Annotated in this window: 17 protein-coding genes; 5 read left to right on the top strand and 12 right to left on the bottom strand. The window is 31.2% G+C overall.

The window, feature by feature from the left end:
• Window positions 1-483, bottom strand: a complete 483-nt coding sequence (locus ACTPNM_RS05510; RefSeq protein ID WP_440120941.1) for a TlpA family protein disulfide reductase — start codon at window positions 481-483, stop codon at window positions 1-3.
• On the bottom strand, window positions 484-1,560 hold the full coding sequence (locus tag ACTPNM_RS05505; protein ID WP_440120940.1) for an ABC transporter permease: 1,077 nt from the start codon (window positions 1,558-1,560) through the stop codon (window positions 484-486).
• 63 nt (window positions 1,561-1,623) lie between these two features.
• Between ACTPNM_RS05505 and pyrF the strand changes: the two genes are divergently transcribed.
• Window positions 1,624-2,436 carry an orotidine-5'-phosphate decarboxylase gene (pyrF, locus tag ACTPNM_RS05500; protein WP_440120939.1) on the top strand — a complete coding sequence of 271 codons (813 nt, stop codon included), beginning with the start codon at window positions 1,624-1,626 and terminating at the stop codon, window positions 2,434-2,436.
• Between the two features lie 118 nt (window positions 2,437-2,554).
• On the opposite strand, the gene ACTPNM_RS05495 is transcribed toward pyrF, so the two are convergent.
• The 5 genes from ACTPNM_RS05495 to ACTPNM_RS05475 form a co-directional block, all read right to left on the bottom strand.
• Window positions 2,555-2,749, bottom strand: a complete 195-nt coding sequence (locus ACTPNM_RS05495) for a hypothetical protein (RefSeq protein ID WP_440120938.1) — start codon at window positions 2,747-2,749, stop codon at window positions 2,555-2,557.
• A gap of 187 nt (window positions 2,750-2,936) precedes the next feature.
• Window positions 2,937-4,586: a RagB/SusD family nutrient uptake outer membrane protein gene (locus ACTPNM_RS05490; RefSeq protein ID WP_440120937.1), complete on the bottom strand. Its 1,650-nt coding sequence runs from the start codon at window positions 4,584-4,586 to the stop codon at window positions 2,937-2,939.
• An 11-nt stretch (window positions 4,587-4,597) separates the two neighbouring features.
• The gene (locus ACTPNM_RS05485) at window positions 4,598-7,711 is read right to left on the bottom strand and encodes a SusC/RagA family TonB-linked outer membrane protein (RefSeq protein ID WP_440120936.1); all 3,114 of its coding nucleotides are present in this window, start codon (window positions 7,709-7,711) and stop codon (window positions 4,598-4,600) included.
• Between the two features lie 428 nt (window positions 7,712-8,139).
• Window positions 8,140-9,336, bottom strand: a complete 1,197-nt coding sequence (locus ACTPNM_RS05480) for a RagB/SusD family nutrient uptake outer membrane protein (RefSeq protein ID WP_440120935.1) — start codon at window positions 9,334-9,336, stop codon at window positions 8,140-8,142.
• A 9-nt stretch (window positions 9,337-9,345) separates the two neighbouring features.
• Window positions 9,346-12,420, bottom strand: coding sequence for a SusC/RagA family TonB-linked outer membrane protein (locus tag ACTPNM_RS05475; RefSeq protein ID WP_440120934.1), 3,075 nt, complete (start codon window positions 12,418-12,420; stop codon window positions 9,346-9,348).
• 393 nt (window positions 12,421-12,813) lie between these two features.
• Here ACTPNM_RS05475 and ACTPNM_RS05470 point away from each other — a divergent pair, with 393 nt between their 5' ends.
• Entirely contained in the window at window positions 12,814-13,584 is a 771-nt protein-coding gene (locus tag ACTPNM_RS05470) for a LytR/AlgR family response regulator transcription factor (protein ID WP_440120933.1), read from the top strand.
• Window positions 13,585-13,619: 35 nt separating this feature from the next.
• A complete protein-coding gene (locus ACTPNM_RS05465) occupies window positions 13,620-14,378 on the top strand; it encodes an ABC transporter substrate-binding protein (RefSeq protein ID WP_440120932.1) in 759 nt (252 codons plus the stop codon).
• Here ACTPNM_RS05465 and ACTPNM_RS05460 read toward each other — a convergent pair.
• Both ACTPNM_RS05460 and ACTPNM_RS05455 read right to left on the bottom strand, forming a co-directional pair.
• Complete coding sequence (locus tag ACTPNM_RS05460) at window positions 14,361-14,558, bottom strand: hypothetical protein (RefSeq protein ID WP_028890610.1); 198 nt, start codon at window positions 14,556-14,558, stop codon at window positions 14,361-14,363. The genes ACTPNM_RS05465 and ACTPNM_RS05460 overlap by 18 nt on opposite strands.
• Window positions 14,559-14,672: 114 nt before the next feature.
• Window positions 14,673-15,539: a DUF5694 domain-containing protein gene (locus ACTPNM_RS05455; RefSeq protein ID WP_440120931.1), complete on the bottom strand. Its 867-nt coding sequence runs from the start codon at window positions 15,537-15,539 to the stop codon at window positions 14,673-14,675.
• A 206-nt stretch (window positions 15,540-15,745) separates the two neighbouring features.
• On the opposite strand from ACTPNM_RS05455, the gene ACTPNM_RS05450 reads away from it, so the two are divergent.
• Both ACTPNM_RS05450 and ACTPNM_RS05445 read left to right on the top strand, forming a co-directional pair.
• A complete protein-coding gene (locus tag ACTPNM_RS05450) occupies window positions 15,746-16,774 on the top strand; it encodes a sensor histidine kinase (protein ID WP_440120930.1) in 1,029 nt (342 codons plus the stop codon).
• Window positions 16,771-17,490 (top strand): LytR/AlgR family response regulator transcription factor, encoded by a 720-nt coding sequence (locus ACTPNM_RS05445; protein ID WP_440120929.1) that lies wholly within the window; start codon window positions 16,771-16,773, stop codon window positions 17,488-17,490. The genes ACTPNM_RS05450 and ACTPNM_RS05445 overlap by 4 nt, the downstream gene beginning before the upstream one ends.
• 1 nt (window position 17,491) lies before the next feature.
• Here ACTPNM_RS05445 and ACTPNM_RS05440 read toward each other — a convergent pair whose 3' ends face one another.
• The 3 genes from ACTPNM_RS05440 to ACTPNM_RS05430 form a co-directional block, all read right to left on the bottom strand.
• Entirely contained in the window at window positions 17,492-18,199 is a 708-nt protein-coding gene (locus tag ACTPNM_RS05440; protein WP_440120928.1) for a DUF4197 domain-containing protein, read from the bottom strand.
• A gap of 57 nt (window positions 18,200-18,256) precedes the next feature.
• Window positions 18,257-18,421 carry a DUF5522 domain-containing protein gene (locus ACTPNM_RS05435; protein ID WP_330487414.1) on the bottom strand — a complete coding sequence of 55 codons (165 nt, stop codon included), beginning with the start codon at window positions 18,419-18,421 and terminating at the stop codon, window positions 18,257-18,259.
• 84 nt (window positions 18,422-18,505) lie between these two features.
• On the bottom strand, window positions 18,506-19,033 hold the full coding sequence (locus ACTPNM_RS05430; RefSeq protein ID WP_330487415.1) for a DUF4136 domain-containing protein: 528 nt from the start codon (window positions 19,031-19,033) through the stop codon (window positions 18,506-18,508).
• Window positions 19,034-19,041: the final 8 nt, after the last annotated feature.

The following is a 19,041-nucleotide window of genomic DNA, read 5'->3' as shown; positions in this document are numbered from 1 at the left end:
TTATTGTACTTTGTTTTGGAGCTTATCTGACACTTTAGATGATTTATACACGCTAATTTTACCTTCTTCATCAATTACTAAAAATCTCGGAATCGTTTTTAATTTTAAAAACTCGCCAAGTGCTCCTTTTCCTTTTTTTTGAATGTAATAGTGTTGACCTTTTACAGGAATGCTTTCTAAGCCTCTTTTCCAATCATGATATGAATGATCTACTGATAGAAAAATATACGCAAGTTCTGGATTTTTCTTCTGAAAGTTGATTACATCTTTAAAACTGCGTTGACTGTAAGGACAGTAAGTTGCAAATACTTGTACAAATACCTTTTTACCTTTATTTTTCTCTAAAACTTCTTTGAATAAAATTGGTTTTCTATCTAAAGTCAGTAATTCTTCATTTAGAGGTTCTAACGTGAATTCTTTAGGTTGAAATACAGCACAACTTGATAAAAAAACTATGGTAATCAATAAAAAAAATGCTCTCATCTATTGTAATCTTATTCGAGGATCTAACCAACTATATAATATATCTACTAAAATATTTATAACTATAAATAGTGTAGCAACCACTAAAACAGCTCCCATAATTACTGGTAAATCGAGTGTATTTAGCGAGTTTACTATTTCTTTTCCTAATCCGTTCCAATTAAAAATATACTCTACAAAAACTGCTCCGGCCAGCATCGAGGCAAACCATCCAGATATTGCTGTTATTACTGGGTTTAATGAGTTTTTCAACGCATGTTTTTTTATTACTTGATACATTGTTAGTCCTTTTGCTTTTGCTGTTCGAATATAATCTTGACTTAAGGTTTCTAACAATGAATTACGCATTAACTGTATTACTACCGCTAACGGGCGAATTCCCAACACTATTGCTGGTAATATTAAATTCTTCCATTGAATATGCATTCCTTCACCAAAATCATTAACTTCATATAAACTTCCTGTCATTTCTAAATTTGTATATTTATTCAACACAAACCCAAAAAACCAAGCAAACAATATAGCTGAGAAAAATGAGGGTACACTCATTCCTAAAGTACTGACGACTGCTATAAGTCTATCAAAAAAAGTGTCTTTTAATAAAGCTGAAAATATTCCTAATACAATTCCTAAAAACAGTGCCATTGTTATGGCTACAATAGCTAAAATTGCAGTATTTGGTAAGGTTTCTTTAATTACTTCAGAAACATTTTTACCGTTCTTCTGGAAAGATTGACGCAAATACGGAGTTTTTATTACTACTTCAGTATTCCCTATAGAGAATAAGGATTGAGCATTGTATTTTCCTCCAGATAAAAAAGTATAATTTCCTTTGTTTTTACTATGGAATGATAATGGCGATACATCATTTAAATAATATAAGTATTGTGTAAAAACAGGTTTATCAAATCCATATTTCTTTCGTATATTTTGTAGTTGTTCAGTATCTTCTCGTTGATCTAACATCATACGAGCAGGGTCACCCGGTAAGATATTGAACAGTAAAAAAATTACTGTAACTACCCCAAATAGTGTTAAGAAACCGTAAAAAATTTTGTTAATGATATATTGAAACATATGTAACAAAGATAACAGAAACTGCTAAATTTATGTACTTTTGCCTAACTTTTACAACAACACATGACAACACAACAACTTGTATCTGAAATCCGAAAAAAGAAATCGTTTTTATGTATTGGATTAGATGTTGATTTAAACAAAATTCCAGCACATTTACTTCAAGAAGAAGACCCCATTTTTGCCTTTAACAAAGCTATTATTGATGCAACACATCATTTTTGTGTAGCTTATAAACCTAACACTGCTTTTTATGAAGCATACGGTATTAAAGGGTGGAAATCTCTTGAAAAAACGATTAATTACCTAAACGAAAAATATCCTGAAATTTTCACAATTGCTGATGCTAAACGTGGTGATATCGGTAACACTTCAACTATGTATGCTAAAGCCTTTTTTGAGGATTTAGCTTTTGATTCGGTAACTGTTGCCCCGTATATGGGTAAAGACTCTGTTGAGCCTTTTTTAGCTTTTGAAGATAAACACACCATTATGTTGGCGTTAACTTCTAACCAAGGTGCTTTTGATTTTCAAACAAAAACAGTTGATGGTAAAGAGTTATATAAACAGGTCATTGAAACTTCTAAATCTTGGAAAAACTCTCAAAACCTAATGTATGTCGTGGGAGCTACCAAGGCTGAATATTTAGCTGACATCAGAAAGATTATTCCTGAATGCTTTTTATTAGTTCCTGGTGTTGGTGCCCAAGGAGGAAATCTAGAAGAAGTTTGCAAATATGGAATGACTGATACTGTAGGGCTATTAATTAATTCTTCTCGTGGAGTTATTTATGCTTCTAACAATAATGATTTTGCTAAAACCGCAGCTACAAAAGCTGAGGAGCTACAACAACAAATGGAAACTATTCTAAAATAAAAAAAGCCAAGGTTAATGACTCCTTGGCTTTTTTATAACTTAGCTCATACATCCTAGAGTTAAACAAGTGGACAAAGTCCACTTGTTTAAGAAACCAAAAAAAGAGAAGTCTGACAGATTAACATCGTCTTTCTCTACAATCTGACTTAAGCATTTCATCTACTGTCGGATTATCTTCAGATGTAATTGGCCTAGAACAATCTACACAATATTTATATCCTTCAACCCAAAAAGTATAAGCAAACCCTCCATTAATAGATTTTTGCTCTTCTTTGTTTAGAATAGTACCTAAGTTTAAAATATTTTTTAACATAAGAAAAAAATTAGAGTTAATATCTCTAAAAATAAAGAAAAACCTTGTTATAAACAAAAACGTTAAATAAAAACAATAAAAGAAAGCCAAGGTTAATGACTCCTTGGCTTATAATTAATTCAAATAACTACATTAAATGAAAACAAAAATTTAATGTAATTAGCTTCTTGTTCTATTCATAACTCTTTTAATTTTGGTCACTTGGTGTTATGTTTGGATTTGCATTAATTTCTGCTTGAGGAATTTTAAAAATCCAATCGTCATTTAAAGAAGGTTTTTCTATCTGATAAGCTCCTTGATAAAGTACTGCTGAAGCTCCTGAGCCTCCATTAGCTCCATGGTCTATCCCTTCATCCCAACGGATTTTATCTGTGTATCCAAACCCTTCTCCCCATAACTCTACTCCTCTTTGAAACTTAATATGATCCATTAAAGATTCTTGCGTATTATAAACTGTTACATCATAAGCACTATCTCGTTCTTCTCCTAAAGGTTTTAAAGCTGCTTGAGCCCCAGCAATATCATTCATCATTGCTTTAGCCTCAGCTTCTATCAAATACATTTCTGAAGCACGCATATAAATTACATCATCAGGATCAATAGATCCTGGGTTCTTTTGCTTCAGCTTAAAATGCATGTACGGATGTGTATTATGACCAGAAACTAACCCATATTCAGACTTAATACTTGCAATAGCTGCATCAAACTCTTCTTCTGTGGTATATAAAGGGTTAGTATTATTCTCCCAACCACCTTCTCCATTTGCTGCTGAAGTATTTGAATTTGGCGCATCTGGTAAAAAAACATCTTTTCTATAATCTGTATCAGGAATTGCATCTACCAATCTTCTATCAGCTATTTTTGGATTATTTCTAATTTGACTTCCATTAAAAGTATTGCTAGCTAAATAAAAGTAAGCGCGGAAAAATGTCGTCTCAGTATCTATTACGTTGCTTCCCCAAATAACTTCAGACAAATTATTTGTATTAAAACCTGATTTCCAATCTGATTCATTCATTAATGGATAATTTTGACGTGCAGCTACTGCTGCATCAGCAGCTGTTTGCCAGTCCCCTTTAGAAAGAGCCCATCTAGCTTTTAATCCATACGCTACATCTATATTTAACTGAGACTTTACTTCTGGTCCTCCTGATGGTCTTGATGATCCGTTTTCAAAAGCACTAATAGCAGCATCTAAATCTTGTCCTATTTGATTATATACCTCCTCAACTGTTGACCTAGGCTCACTAGTAAATGGTGATTCTGAAGAAAAAAGTATAGGCACACCAGGGTCTGTGCTAGGGTTACCTATCAAATATCCTCGACCATAATGTTGCACTAAAGATAAATACGCATAAGCTCTATACGTATAAGCTTGCCCTAAAATTGTATTTAATGTTGGAGTTTCTGTCAAGTTTCCTTCTAAAACCCCATTAATCAACAGGTTAGCATGCAAAATAATGTTATATCTATGATACCATAACAATTCATTTGTTAGCGATGTTGGTTGTGTATGTGAATTCCATTGCATTGCGTCTCTCCATGACAAATTATTAGCGCTAGCACTATGAATAAGTCCTCCTGACAAATTATCTCCTAACGGAACCCAATAATGGTTATTTGCCCTTGCTGTGTTACCACCTGGAAATATATCTTGAGACTGAGAATACAATCCTCTATGCACTCCATCAAGAACTAATTGCATATTTGTTTCGTTAGCTAACGCATCAGATGCAGAAATAGCATCTGTTGGGGTTCTTTCAAGAAAGTCTTCTTTACAAGATGTTACCGAAATAAGAATAACAGCTATTGATAAGTATTTTAATTTATTTAACATAATGATTTTTTTTAGAATGAAACGTTAATACCAAAAGAAATAATTCTTGGAGGTGAAAAATCATCACCAGGTGATACTCCTGATAAGTCATATTGAGGATCTAAACCTTTTCTCTCACTTTTTAAGAATAAATTCTCTCCAGATAAATTAAACCTAATATTATCCATTTTAAGCGCCTCTACAACTTTTTTATCTAATGTATAACCTATGTTAACATTTTTTAATGTCCAGAAAGAAGCATCGGTTAAAAACCTGTCTGACTGAGTTCTAACTAAATCAGGATTTCCATTTTCCAATCTCGGAACATTTGTAATATCTCCAGGTTGTCTCCATGCATTCAATATATCTGGATGCAAAGATCTTCCATAACTACCACTATGCATCATAGATGAATATGCGTTGTCTAACACTTTTCCACCTATACCATAGGTCATTAAAAAATCAAAAGTGAAATCTTTATATGTAATTTTATTTAAAATTGAACCTAAAAGATCTGGTACTGAAGAGTCTCCTGTATAGGCTCTTTCTGTTTCTTGCCAATCATTTGTTGTTTCTATGTTTCCATTTGCATCTAAAACAGGAACACTTTCTCCATTCTCATCTTGTTCATACATATAGAACAACTGATCTCCATTATCAGGGTCTACCCCTGCAGTTCTTAATAAAAAGTAATCAAACCTAGACCTACCTTCAGCCCAACGTTTTGATCCATTTATAAATGGATCAGGTAATTTTGTGATTTCATTTTTAAACGTAGAAGCTTGTAATGTTAAATCCCATTTAAAATTTTCTTTATTAAAAAGATGAGCTGTTAAACCCAACTCCCAACCTGAATTAAACATATCTCCTGCGTTTACCGGAACTTCATTCAATCCATTACTTGGTGCAATAGGCAAAAGGTAAAGTAAGTCTGTTGAATTTTTCTTATAATATTCTACAGAACCATCTAAAAAGTTATCGAACAACGCAAACTCCAATGCTACATCAAAATTCTCAATGGTTTCCCACTGCAAGTTAGCATTACCAATATCTGTAAAAATAATTGCTGGATTAGCTGCATTGGATGTTATTGAAAATCGTGCTTGTGACAAATATGAATCAAGCAAATCATCGTTCCCTACTTCTCCATAAGATGCTCTTAATTTTAATCTATTTATAAAAGAGACATCTTTCATGAAGTTTTCTTGATCAATACGCCAAGAAGCTCCTACAGAGTAGAAGGTACCCCATCTTTTATCCATATCAAATACAGAAGAACCATCACGACGAACAGAACCACTTAGATAATATTTGTTATTATAGTTATAGTTCGCTCTAAAAAAATACCCTTCAATGGCCTTATCAAAAGTTGCACCATCTAAATCAACAATATTTGAAAAGTTAGCAAACTCAAAAATTCCATTAGCTGCTTGTATGGTAGCAAGTCCTTCAATATTAGAGATAGACCTTTCAAAACTTTCATGTCCTGCAAGTAATTCTAAATTATGATTACCAAAACTTTTAACATAAGTTAAAATTTGATTAAAGTTTTCTACTTCTCTTCTTCCACGGTCTTCACTTAGCCTTCCATCTGGCTGAGCATCTCCAATAATTGCATTTTCATATTCTCTCTCAAATAACTCATTAATATCTCTACCGTAAGTTACTTTTAAGTTAAGACCTTCTAAAAGTTTAATATCTCCATAAAACCTAAATCCATAAGTATTATCCTTATCTCTCTCATTATTAAGCAACAATTCTTGAAGTGCGTGACGACCTTGGTTAGTTGGTCTGGAACCTATATTATATTCAGCATACCCTTCTCCATTATCAAAAACAGGATTTCCAAATTCGTCTCTTACAATATTTCCTTGTAAATCATTCACATATACTGGATAGATAGACCCCATACCCAGTGCAAAACTAAATGGATTAACAATACTTCCTGTTCCTGCGGAACTTGGACCTCTTGCTTCGGTAAGCGCAATATTGGCACTACCTCCAATTTTGATACTTTCACTTACATCAAAATCAGCATTCAATCTTGCTGTTATACGCTCAAAACCTGAAGTTACTACATAACTCTCCTCATCCAAATATGAAGCTGAAAAAAACACTGTATGATCTTCACCTCCTGCTGATATACCTATATTATAGTTATTTCTAAACCCTGTTTGTTGTAATTCATCAAACCAATCAAGACTCTTATATATAACTCTCGCACTAGGATTTAACCTACCATTTGCTCCAACAATTTCATCGTTTGGTACATTAAATGGGTTATAACCTAATTGATTATAAATATTTGCACTAGCAAATGCTGGATCTCCTCCTCCAGCACTAGAGTTTTTTAGAGCTTCCCACATTACCTCATAGTACTGACCAGGTGACACCTGATCGTATGTGCGGACTCCATTTGCTACAACTCCAGATTGAGCTGTGAGATTGACTTTTACTTCTCCTTTTTTTCCTTTCTTCGTCGTAATAATTACAACTCCATTAGCTGCTCTGGAACCATATAATGATGTAGAAGATGCATCTTTAAGTACAGTAAAAGACTCTATATCTTCTTGATTTATTGTATTTAACTCACCTTCATATTGAATACCATCAACTATAAATAATGGATCAGTATCTCCATTTAATGTACCTACACCACGAATTACAATATCCGGTGATGCTCCTGGGCCTGATGATGATGTGAATTGAACTCCAGTTGCACGACCTTCAATAGCTGCGATAGGTGATGTTACATTACGTGTAGCTAAATCTTTAACTCCTAAAACACTTGCTGAACCTGTAAATGCTTCTTTAGTCGTCGTACCATAAGCTACAACTACTACTTCATCTAACAAGTTAGCATCTTCCTCCATTTTAATATTTAAAACAGAAATAGCTCCAACTATTCTTTCAACAGTTTTGAGCCCCACAAAACTAAAAACAAGTATATCTCCTTGATTTACTTTTATGGTATATTTACCATCAAAATCTGTTTCAACACCTCGATCAGTACCTTTAATAACAATACTAACACCTGGCAATGCCCCCGTTTGGTCGGTTACAGTTCCAGTAACCGTTTTTTCTTGTGCTAAAATTGACATACTTATAAGTATGAACATTAGCAATAGGTAGTTTTTTAATTTCATAAATTAAATCTTTTAGACTTAAAACTCTTATAACAAGAGCCTTAAAATTGACATCTTATAAAATTAACAAAACATCAAAAACAACACTAAAAAAACACCATTTTAACATAAAAAAAGTTAAATAATTAACAAAAAAACATTAAAACAACAAATAAACAACAAAAAAAACATTAATTAAACAATAATTAATGCTCTAAAAGAAAAAAGTCAAGGTTAATGACTCCTTGACTTATATAATTAATTCAAATAATTACACCAATGAAAACAAGTTGGTATAAGTTACCACAAATGTATGAAGCTTAACTCTTCGTTTTTACAACTTTGATTTGAACTACCTTTTTTTTGAATTGAGAAACAATTTCTTTAATATGAAAAGGGCTGAGTTTTGAAACTCAGCCCTTTCTTTTTAGGGGAATATCTAAATCAAACTACTTTAATAATGGATTTGAATCCACTGCTCTTGTAGGGTAAGGTAAAATATAAGAAGCTTTTCCTTCTAATTTTAAATCTTGCCATCTAGTCCACTCAAAAGACATTTCTAAACGTCTTTCTTCTGCTAGTGTTAAAGAAGATTTTCTTGCTGTTTGTAATTCTGTTAATCTCCCAGTATTACCTGCTTCAGCAGATATTAAATACATCTCTGCTATTCTAGATACTAATAAATCTGAATCATCTTCTCTTTTATATTTATTTGAGTAAATATAACCTCCGTTATCATCTTTGCCTTCAAAATCGAATAAGATTTCACGAGTATCTTCTCCTTTTACTAATGCTGTTAAATCATCAGCTACAGCAAAACAGTTCCAATCTTTTGCCATAGGGCTCATAATCCAACCCCAAGAACCAACACCTTCAGCTTTATTACCTTTAAACATAAAGATTACTTCTGGGTCTCTCTCTAAAGGGTTTGCTGCTAAAGAGAACTTACCTGATGTAATTAACTCTTCTGCTTCTGCTCCTGCAGCTGCAATATTACCTTGCACTCTGTAAACTCTTGCTAAAAGAGCTGTTGCCGCTTCTTTTGTAGGAGTTTTTTGACTTTCTAGTAAACTAAGTCCGTTAAAACTTACACAATTTTCTTTTGCGTATTTTAGGTCTTCCACAATAAAATTTAACACTTCCTCTTTTGAAGATGGTGCAATAGGTGCTCTATCATAGCTCTCATCTACTAAAGGAACTCTTTCAAACATATCATATAACCTTAAATAACTTAAAGCTCTACCATAACGTGCTGCTCCTTTTTGAGCTTCACTTGCTGAAGGTACTTTTAATATAGTATTCGCTCTATCAATACCTGCATAATAATCAGCATAAAAATAGCTTAATAAGATATCACTTGCAGGAACTTTATTTTCATAAAAGTTCTGTACTTGAAACCACTGAAATTTAACAGGCTTATAGTTATCTCCCATAATTTCAGTATTCATTATCGCAAAATAACCATATGTATTAGGGTGTCTCATTTTTTTATACAACCCTGTCAATAATTTATCCACATCTTCTGTTGCTAAGTTTGCATTAGCATCAAGAGCTTCTTCTGAAGGTATATCCAACTGGTCACTACAAGATATCGTTAATATCGAGAATATCCCTATAAAAAGTATTTTTGAAATTTTTTTAATCATCTTCATTTTTTAAAATTTAACATTTAAACCTACTAAGAACGATTTTACGTTAGGAACACCTCCTAAATCAACACCTGCTCCAATCTTACTTCCATCACTTCTATCTTGGCTACTTTCAGCTGTTTGATCTACATAACTTACTTCTGGATCTGATCCCGAATACTTAGTAAATGTAAATGGATTTCTTAACTGTGCATAAAGCCTTAAACTCTTTATAAACTTTACATCTGAATCTTTTAAGAAATCAAAGTTGTATCCTAAAGTAATATCTGAAATTCTTAAATAATCAGCATCTTCTAAGTATCTTGTTGATCTTTGAGTATTCCATGAAGAAATTTCTGGAGCGAAATGTGGTCTTGGGTTAGAGGCATTCGTATTTGTTGGCGTCCAATAATCTAACATTTCAGTTAACATATTATCAGAATAAGATGGTGCTCCTACTGCTCCACCATTTAATCCATCTTCTTTGAAAGCTGCATATACTTTTTTACCTATAGAATATTGTCCACTTATTGCTAAATCAAATCCTTTGTATTCAACAGAAGTGTTAAAACCTCCATAAATTGGAGCGATACCTCCTTCAAATACTTTTTTATCAGCATCAGTTATCTGTCCATCTCCATTTTGATCTACATAAATCATGTCCCCAGCTGCTACTGTATAACCATCTGTACCATCAGCTTTTTTATACGTATATTCTTCAGATGCAATACCTGCAGATTCTAATATAAAGAATGAACCTAAAGGGCTCCCTTCTTTAACAATAGATGCAAAACCTGTTTCGTATTGTCCTGATTCAGCCCCTACTTTTAACACCTTATTATCATTGTATGAAAAGTTAGCTCCAAAATTCCATCTAAAATTTTCTTTTTCAATAATTCTAGCATTAATATTAGCTTCGAAACCTTTATTTGAAATATTACCTACATTGGCTAACATAGTTCTAAATCCACTTTCTTGTGGTACATTAACTCTACTTAAAAGATCTTGAGTTTCTTTTTCATAGTAATCTAAATTAACATCAACTCTATCAAATAATGTAATATCTAAACCTAAGTTTAAAGCTTCTCCTTTTTCCCATTTTAAATCTGGGTTAAAAATAGTAGTAGCTGCTAAACCTGGTTCTTGATCATAATTTTCTCCTGAACCAATTAAACTTTGTCCTGAAGCATAAGAAATACCAGTTTGGTTACCTGTATAACCGAAAGAAGCTCTTGCTTTCAATTCAGTAATTGCTGGTACATTAAAGAACTTTTCATTAGAAATAGTCCATCCTAAAGATGCCGCGGGGAAACTACCCCATCTGTTTTCTTTTCTAAATTTTGAAGAACCATCATATCTAGTTGATACCATAAAATGGTACTTAGAATCCCATGACATTTGTAACCTTGTAAAATAAGACTCTAATGCCATAGCCTTATAGAAGCTACGCCCTTGATTTATCTCTCCAGCAGACACTAACCAATTCAAATCACTTGAAGGAAAGTTTTCTCCAGACACAAAAGAATCTTCATAATCCCATTTCTGGAACGAATGACCTCCTAACAATGTTAATTTTAGTTTATCATTAGCAAACCTATCTGTATATGTTACAGTGTTTTCAATTAAGTAATCTCTATTATTTGCTGTACTATAGTATCCATAACCTGTTGGTACTCCGTCTCCATTTAACCCTCTTCTTGTATTAGGTGCATCGTATCTATTATACCTGTTACTTCTAATATTTCCACTAAAAGCAGAATGCCATACTATACTTTCTATTGGAGTTACATCGAAGAATAATGTTCCTCCTAAATTTTGCCACTTATCAGTCACCTGTCTTTCAAAAGCAAACAATGGGTTAACAAAGTTATGAACAGCAAGTTTACCATCTGTATCATAAGGGCTAACATCTGGTCTTGCCTTTAATGCAGATGAATAAGGCTGATATGTACTATTATCGTCTGCATAAGGAGTTGATTCTGAATAAGAGAAGAAAGAATTAACTCCATACTTTATGTAGTCATTCATTTTTTGCTCTACATTTAGTTTTACACGTCCAATTTTGTACGTATCCTCTTTTACGATACCTTCTTGGTCGTATAAAGAAGCTGATAAATATGCTCTAGTATTCTCTCCTCCACCAGAAATACTAAACTGGTGTCTTTTAACAGCTGCATTTTCTCTTAATACTAACTTTAACCAATCTGTATTATAAGGACTATCAGGTAGAGGATCTAAAACTGTAGGGTTTTTAGGTGCATCTAAAGCTCCAGAAGCAATATCATCCATATAATTTACTCTTGCAGCATCTAATACTTGCTTATACCCTTGAGCATCTAACAAACTTGGTCTTTTTATAATATTTTGGAAACCATAAGAAGTATTAAAAGACACAGAAATATCTTGTTGATACCCACCTCTGTTTGTTTGAATTAAAACAACACCATTTGAAGCCCTAGAACCATAAATAGCAGTAGAAGCAGCATCCTTTAAAATACTGATACTTTTAATATCTTCAGGAGAAATACCTGACATATCTTCTTGAGGAACACCATCAATAATATATAATGCATTATTTGATGCACTTAAAGAACCATTACCTCTAATACTAATTTGAGTAGCATCTCCTGCTCTACCACCTGTACTTACAATTTGTAAACCTGAAGTTTTACCTTGTAAAGCCTGTGTTACGTTAGCTACTGGCTTATCTTGTAATTGTTCTACTCCAATTGTTGCTACAGACCCCGTTAAATCTTTCTTAGAAGTTGAACCATATCCAACAATAACTATCTCTTCTAATAAGTTAGTATCCTCTTGCATTAAAACATTAAGCTCTGATCCAGCTCCAACTACTTTTTCAGTCACTTGCATTCCTACAAAACTAAACACTAAAATATCTCCTTCTTTTGCATTTAATGAGTACTTTCCATCAAAGTCAGTCTCTGTACCAGTAGTCGTACCCTTTAAAATTACATTTACACCTGGTAATGGACCTGAACTATCAGACACCACTCCGGTGATTTTTTTCTCCTGTGCACTAACATTTAGCAAAAAGCTAAAAAAAAATAATACACAGATTACATTTTTAAAATGTAGATTCATAAATTATTAAATTTTTATTAATTAACAGTTGTAAATCTAAAGGCTATAAGTTTCTGATAGGAGTGATTTGAAGCTAACAACCCTTAATTTGATGTGAAAAAACAATTTTAAGAAGCCAATAACAAATACTAAATCCAACATAAATTCTTAATTAATGTTAATTTTTTTAAAACATCATTATTTCTTTCTTGTTTGAAAGTTTTCTTCATTATTTTTGCCACATAAATCAACTAATTATTAACAACGTAGTCTCCTTCAACTACCTTTTAATAGTTACCAACTTAACTTTAACGAAAAACTATAATTTTAACAATTTTTTAACTACAATTAACATGTATTGAGTTAGGGAGTTCCTTCACTCATCTGTTATAGCTGTGGGAAAACAAAATGTAAATGAAAATATCAATTTTAATTATTGACAATGAAAAAACGGCTCGTTCTAGATTTAAAAAAATAGTGAGCGACTATAATTTCGTAGAAATTGTTGGTGAATGTTCTGATGGTTCAGATGCTATTAAAAAAATTAACACCTTATCTCCTGATGTTGTCTATCTTGATACCAAGATCAATGATATGACTGGATTTGATATTATTGAAAAAATAACCTTACCAAAAAAACCTATTTTTATCTTCACTGCCTCTTCTAACGAGCATGCTGTAAAAGCCTTTGATTATTTTGCTTTTGACTACCTTTTAAAACCCCTAGAAGAAGATAGATTTTATTCTTCTATTAAAAAGGTAATAGATTATAAAAAAATAGAAAAACTTTCTAGTTTAGATAACATCTTAGATCTTGTAAAAGAAAAAACTCCAATTGAAATGCCTGTAAAAGGAACTAAGATTAATATTAAATCTGGGAACAAAATAATTTTCTTAGAACGAAACAATATCAAGTATATATCTGCCTCAGGTTATTATGTAGAAATTTTTACTACAGACAACAAAAAGTATTTACTACGTGAATCTTTATCAAGTATAATTAAAAGATTAAACTCTAATCTTTTTGTTAGAATCCATAGATCTACTATAATCAATTCTAATTTTATTGATGAGATTATCACTTCCAATTATGGTGAAACAGATGTAAAAATTAACGATAATAAAACTTTTAGAGTAAGTAAGAGTTATAAAAAAGATTTTCAAGAGCTAATGGGAGTTAAATAATAACTCTTTTTTTTCTGAATTCTTATTTTTGCTTAATGAGCATTGATAAAAAAAACAAAAGAATAATTTCGTTAGTCCCAAGTCAAACAGAACTTTTAGTTGATCTGGGACTTGAAGAGAATATAGTCGGTGTAACTAAATTCTGTATTCACCCCAAACGTCTTTTAAAGTCTAAAACTATTGTTGGTGGGACGAAAAATATAAAAATTGATAGAATTAAAAATCTTCAACCTGATATTATATTGTGTAATAAAGAAGAAAACACAAAAGAAATAGTTGAAGCCTGTCAACAAGTAGCATTTACACATGTCTCTGATATTTTTACCCTTAGTGATTCCTTAGAATTAATTTCTTTATACGGAAGTTTTTTTGAGAAGCAAGTTGAAGCTAAAAAAATGATTAATAACTTAGAGTCAAAAATAATTGACTTTAAAAAATTTGTTGAAAATAAAAAAAGTAGAACAGTAGCTTATTTTATTTGGAGAAACCCTTGGATGGTTGCAGCAAGTAATACATTTATAAACCACCTATTAGAATTAAACAAGTTTGAAAATGTTTATGCTAACGAAAAAAGGTATCCAGAAGTTGATATAAAAGATATCCATAAGAAAAAACCAGAATTAATTTTACTTTCTTCTGAACCTTTTCCTTTCAAAGAAAAACACATTACTGAAATTAAAGAACATACCAGTAACTCAACGTCTATATTAGTTGACGGTGAATACTTCTCTTGGTACGGTAGCAGACTGTTAAAAGCTTTTGATTACTTCAAGGAATTACACAGCAGGACTTGACATATCTTCATCTAAATATTTTATTCTATTCAGCTTTTCTAATATCTTCATTGCTTTGAATGCTGAGCGATCACTTTTACACTCATCTTCATATTTATAATCGTTAGCTGTCTCAACCAATCTACGATATCTCTCTTCAAGATGTTTTCTATATCTACGTAATTGATTAATTCTTGACATTTCTAATTGGGTTAACACGGATTATAAATATACATATTTATTTGATTTACAATAACATATATCCATTTAAAAATAATAAAAAAGGGAAAAAACCCTTTTTTTTAAAATAATCTCCTATAAACTATCAAACTCTACAAACTCATATTCTGGCGAATACTCTATCATATGCCTTAATAATGACGCATGACCATTACCAATGATTACCAAAACTCTATCTTCATTTGCATGGTCTATTTTCTGAATATTTCTAAAGATTCGAAGGTTACGGTTATACCACCAAATAGATAAAAAATCTGCTCCTCTATTATCATCTAATTTAAAATCTCCAACTAAATAAGCTCCGTAATTATTTTTGTGCCCCTCAATAGAATTCATGTGTTTAAAATATTCTAACAAATTTACTTTAGAAGGCATTTTTGCATCCTCGTCGAATGATTTTTGAACCATTTCATTATAAGGGTCATCAGATTTAAAATCATAATCTTTTGACAACTCCTCAATAAACTCAGAATTTAATTTAGATAAATCACTACTTAGCGTATTTGCATCTATAGAATAAATAGAATCTAAGTTAAAATCATTTGCTATACGCATTCCTAATTGAAAATCTTCACCTCTTTCATTTCTGTGCTCTCCTTTTTTATATTCTTTATACCTTTGATTCATATTCCAACTTGGTTTTGCTTCAATAGCTACTTTAGTCGGTTTAAACTTTTTGATATACTCTACCAATTCTGTTACTTCGGATTTTTTTGGTTCCTTCAATACATCTATCTTATCATTTTCTTCTGTTTTAGTGTAGTCTAACCCTGGATAAGAAAAATGAAAGGTTCCAACGACCAATACTTTGGTTTTGTTACTTGGATAATAAGATGCATAAGACTTTAAAACTGTCTGATCTTTATCTTGTAATTTTTCTCCTTTATTTTGACAAGAATACTGTAGCAATACTCCTAATAATAACACTAAATATTTTTTCATTCTTTTGTTTTTAAAATTCTACACAAGAATACATTGTTAATTCAACCTGTTAGTTTTTATTACACCAACCTCTTATTCTTTTACACAAACAGTTTCTTTTAATAAAGAGTTCATGTTAGTTTTATAAAAACATACTTTTGTAATAACAAAACATTCATTTGTCCTATTTTTAATTCCTTAAAGAATATTCCACTTATTTTTGAATCATGAAGTTTTCAAAAGAATTAAAATACAACTTACTTATTATAGCTCTACTAATTTTATTAGATTTTGGATGGGATTTTTTTACCTCTTCTAACAGGTTACCTATAAGTTACTCCCTTCTTTTTACACTAACATTCAGTATTAGTTTTTTTACGGTATATTTTGTTAACTATTATTATTTACTGCCTTGTCTTTTTAATACGAAAAAGTATATACTATTTGGAGCTTCGGTTATTTTTATGGTTTTTGTTTTTGCAGGAATTCGCTTTTTCTTAGAAGAAGTTTTATCTCCTATATTCTTTAATATCAATAATTATAACATAAATGATCAAAACATAATTTTCACTTACTTTTTTGACAGCTTTATCTTTAGTTTTAAAGCTTCTTTATACAGTACCTTAGTATATCTATTTTTTAGATATAGAGATAACAAGGATAAACTTCATTTATTAGAAATAAAACATCAACAAGCACAATTAGCAACTTTAAAATCGCAAATTAGTCCACATTTTTTATTTAATGTACTTAATGGTTTTTATGTAGATTTATATGATGAAAAACATGAAACCGCAAATGATATTTTAAAACTCTCTCAACTATTACGTTATGTTACTTATGAAACATCTGAAGATTTCGTTTTACTAGAAAAAGAAGTTCAATTTATTAACGACTACTTACACTTCTTTAAACGCAGGTATGAAAATAATTTTCATGTTAATTTTATTGTTGATGGAAACCTTAAAAACCATAAAATACCTTCATTAATTTTAATTAATTTTGTTGAAAATGTTTGTAAGCATGGAATTATAAACAACCCTGATAAACCTGCAAAAATAGTTATAACCATTAATAACATTGATTTGTTAATTAACTCAGAAAATTACACAAGTACTTCTGAAAAGTATATGGAAACTGGCATTGGAACTGAAAATATTAGAAAGAGATTGGAAGTTCTGTATAATGACAATTTTTCACTAACTTTTCAGCTAAGTAATAACATTTTCAACGCCCACTTACAACTTCCTTTATGAGTAAACAACTAACCTGTATAATTATTGATGATGAACCACCAGCTATCCGCTTGTTAGAAAAGTATGTAGATAAAGTTCCTTTTCTTTCAGTAAACAGCACTTACACAAATCCGTTAGAAGCCTTATTAGAAATAGAAAAAGGAACTATTGATTTAGTTTTTTTAGACATACAAATGCCTGAGATTACAGGTACTCAATTATCAAAAATTATAACCAATAAAACCAACATCATTTTTACTACTGCTTATCCTCAATTTGCTCTAGAAAGTTATGATGTTTCTGCTCTAGATTATTTACTAAAACCTTTTGATTTTGATCGTTTCTATAAAGCCGTTTTAAAAGCTCATAAAAAAACAACAAATTCTTATGACAAAGAAATTTCAAGAGTTGAAGAAAAGTATTTTTTCTTAAAAACAGATGGGAAAAACAAGTTTTCTAAAGTTTTCCTAGATGATATTCTCTTTATTGAAGGTCTAAAAAACTATGCTTCAGTTTACCTAAAAAATGAACGAGTCATTACCTACAGTACCTTAAAGAGCTTAGTAAGTAGTTTACCTGAAAATAATTTTATTCAAATACATAAATCATATATTATTTCAATTAGAGCTATTGATAAAATTGAAAATGATTCGTTATGGATACAAAAAAAAGAACTCCCTATTGGTAACACCTATAAAAAGTCCTTTTTTGAAAAAATTGCTAGTAAGCAATTATAAACTATTTATTATCCTGCAAAGCAAAAACCTGTCGTAATAACGCTGTATCACGCAATCCTACTTTATTACGTATACCTTTCTCTTCAACAGCAATCATTGTAAATACTCCTTCTAATGCTTCAGTAGTAACATAGTCTGTCAAATCTGGATTTACTTTTTTAACAAATGGAATACTGTTGTATTTTGTAATTAAATTCGACCAAATTTTATCAGCTCCAACTTTCGAAAACGAGTTTTTAATTACTGGATTAAACTCACTATATAAAGCTGTTGTTGTTTTCCCTTCTAAATAAGAAGTAGCTGCATTATCTGCCCCTAATAGAATATTTTTAGCATCTGCAAACGTAATTTCCTTAACAGCATTTACAAAAATTGGTGTCGCCGTTTTTACAGCATCTTCAGCAGTTCTGTTGATTGCCTTTAAACCTTCATCAGCTAAATTACCTAAACCTATTTTTCTCAAACCTTTATCAACTGCTTGTAGTTCCTCTGGCAATAAAATTTTCACCAAATCATTTTTATAAAAACCATCTTTTGAAGTTAACTTGGTTACTTGATGCTGAATACCATTATCTAAGGCTTGACGTAGACCATTACCAATTTGTTCTTGTGTTAATAACCCACCTTGTGGTAATTGATTTACTACTTTTTGCAACTCTGCACATCCTATAAAAGTAAGTGCAATAAAGAATACTGTAATTTTTTTCATGTTTACTTGTTTGATTTTATCTATACTTTAGAAACAATAAACTAATTATTGTCACATTTATTTGAAGCTGTCAGTATTTTTATCATATCCATACGGGCAATGTTTACAGCCGTTTTTACAGCAATACCCTCGTCGTAAATGATATGTTTCTTTAAAAACCCTATACCCTTGTTCATTGGTATAATACTCATCAGGAGTAGGTTTTAATATCTTATTTCTCATGCTACAAATATCATAAAAAAAATACGTTAAACAGACTTTATGTTTCTGCTTAACGTATTTTTATATATCTTAAAAATTTAAACCTTACTTTTTAGCATTAGGTGGATACTCCGCCATAATTTCAGCTACAAATTCTTTAATACGTGCCTCTTTTCTTTCTACACTGCTTGTACTTAAAGCTCCTGTTCCTATTCCTTGCCATACTAACTCTTTTTTGTCAGCATCTAACAAATCAATAAACAACGTTCCTTCTGTATATTGAGAAACCGTTACTGGACTTGAACCATAATACCATGGATAATAAAACCCTCCATAATAATTATCATTCACATTGATACGCTCACGAGATTTCGTAAACAAACTCACCAAGACATCTGGTGTAGCTGATTTTGTCATTCCTTTCGCCATCAACTCTGCTTCAATAGCACGCATAATACGTTTTTTATCCAAATCAGAGATTGGAGCTTTGTCTATACCTGTTTTGTAAAACGCAAATGTTTTATACTGATTAAAATCAGTTTGTGTATCATAATCTGTGACCACTCTTACCGAACTACATGAAGTAATTAGCAAAGCTACAATTGGCAAAAAAAGTAATTTTAAATTTTTCATTTTCTTAG

Source organism: Tenacibaculum sp. Ill (assembly GCF_051938915.1).
Lineage (GTDB): Bacteria > Bacteroidota > Bacteroidia > Flavobacteriales > Flavobacteriaceae > Polaribacter > Polaribacter larymnensis.
Note: the sequence above shows the minus strand (reverse complement) of the source record. Positions and strands in the feature narration are given on the sequence as shown.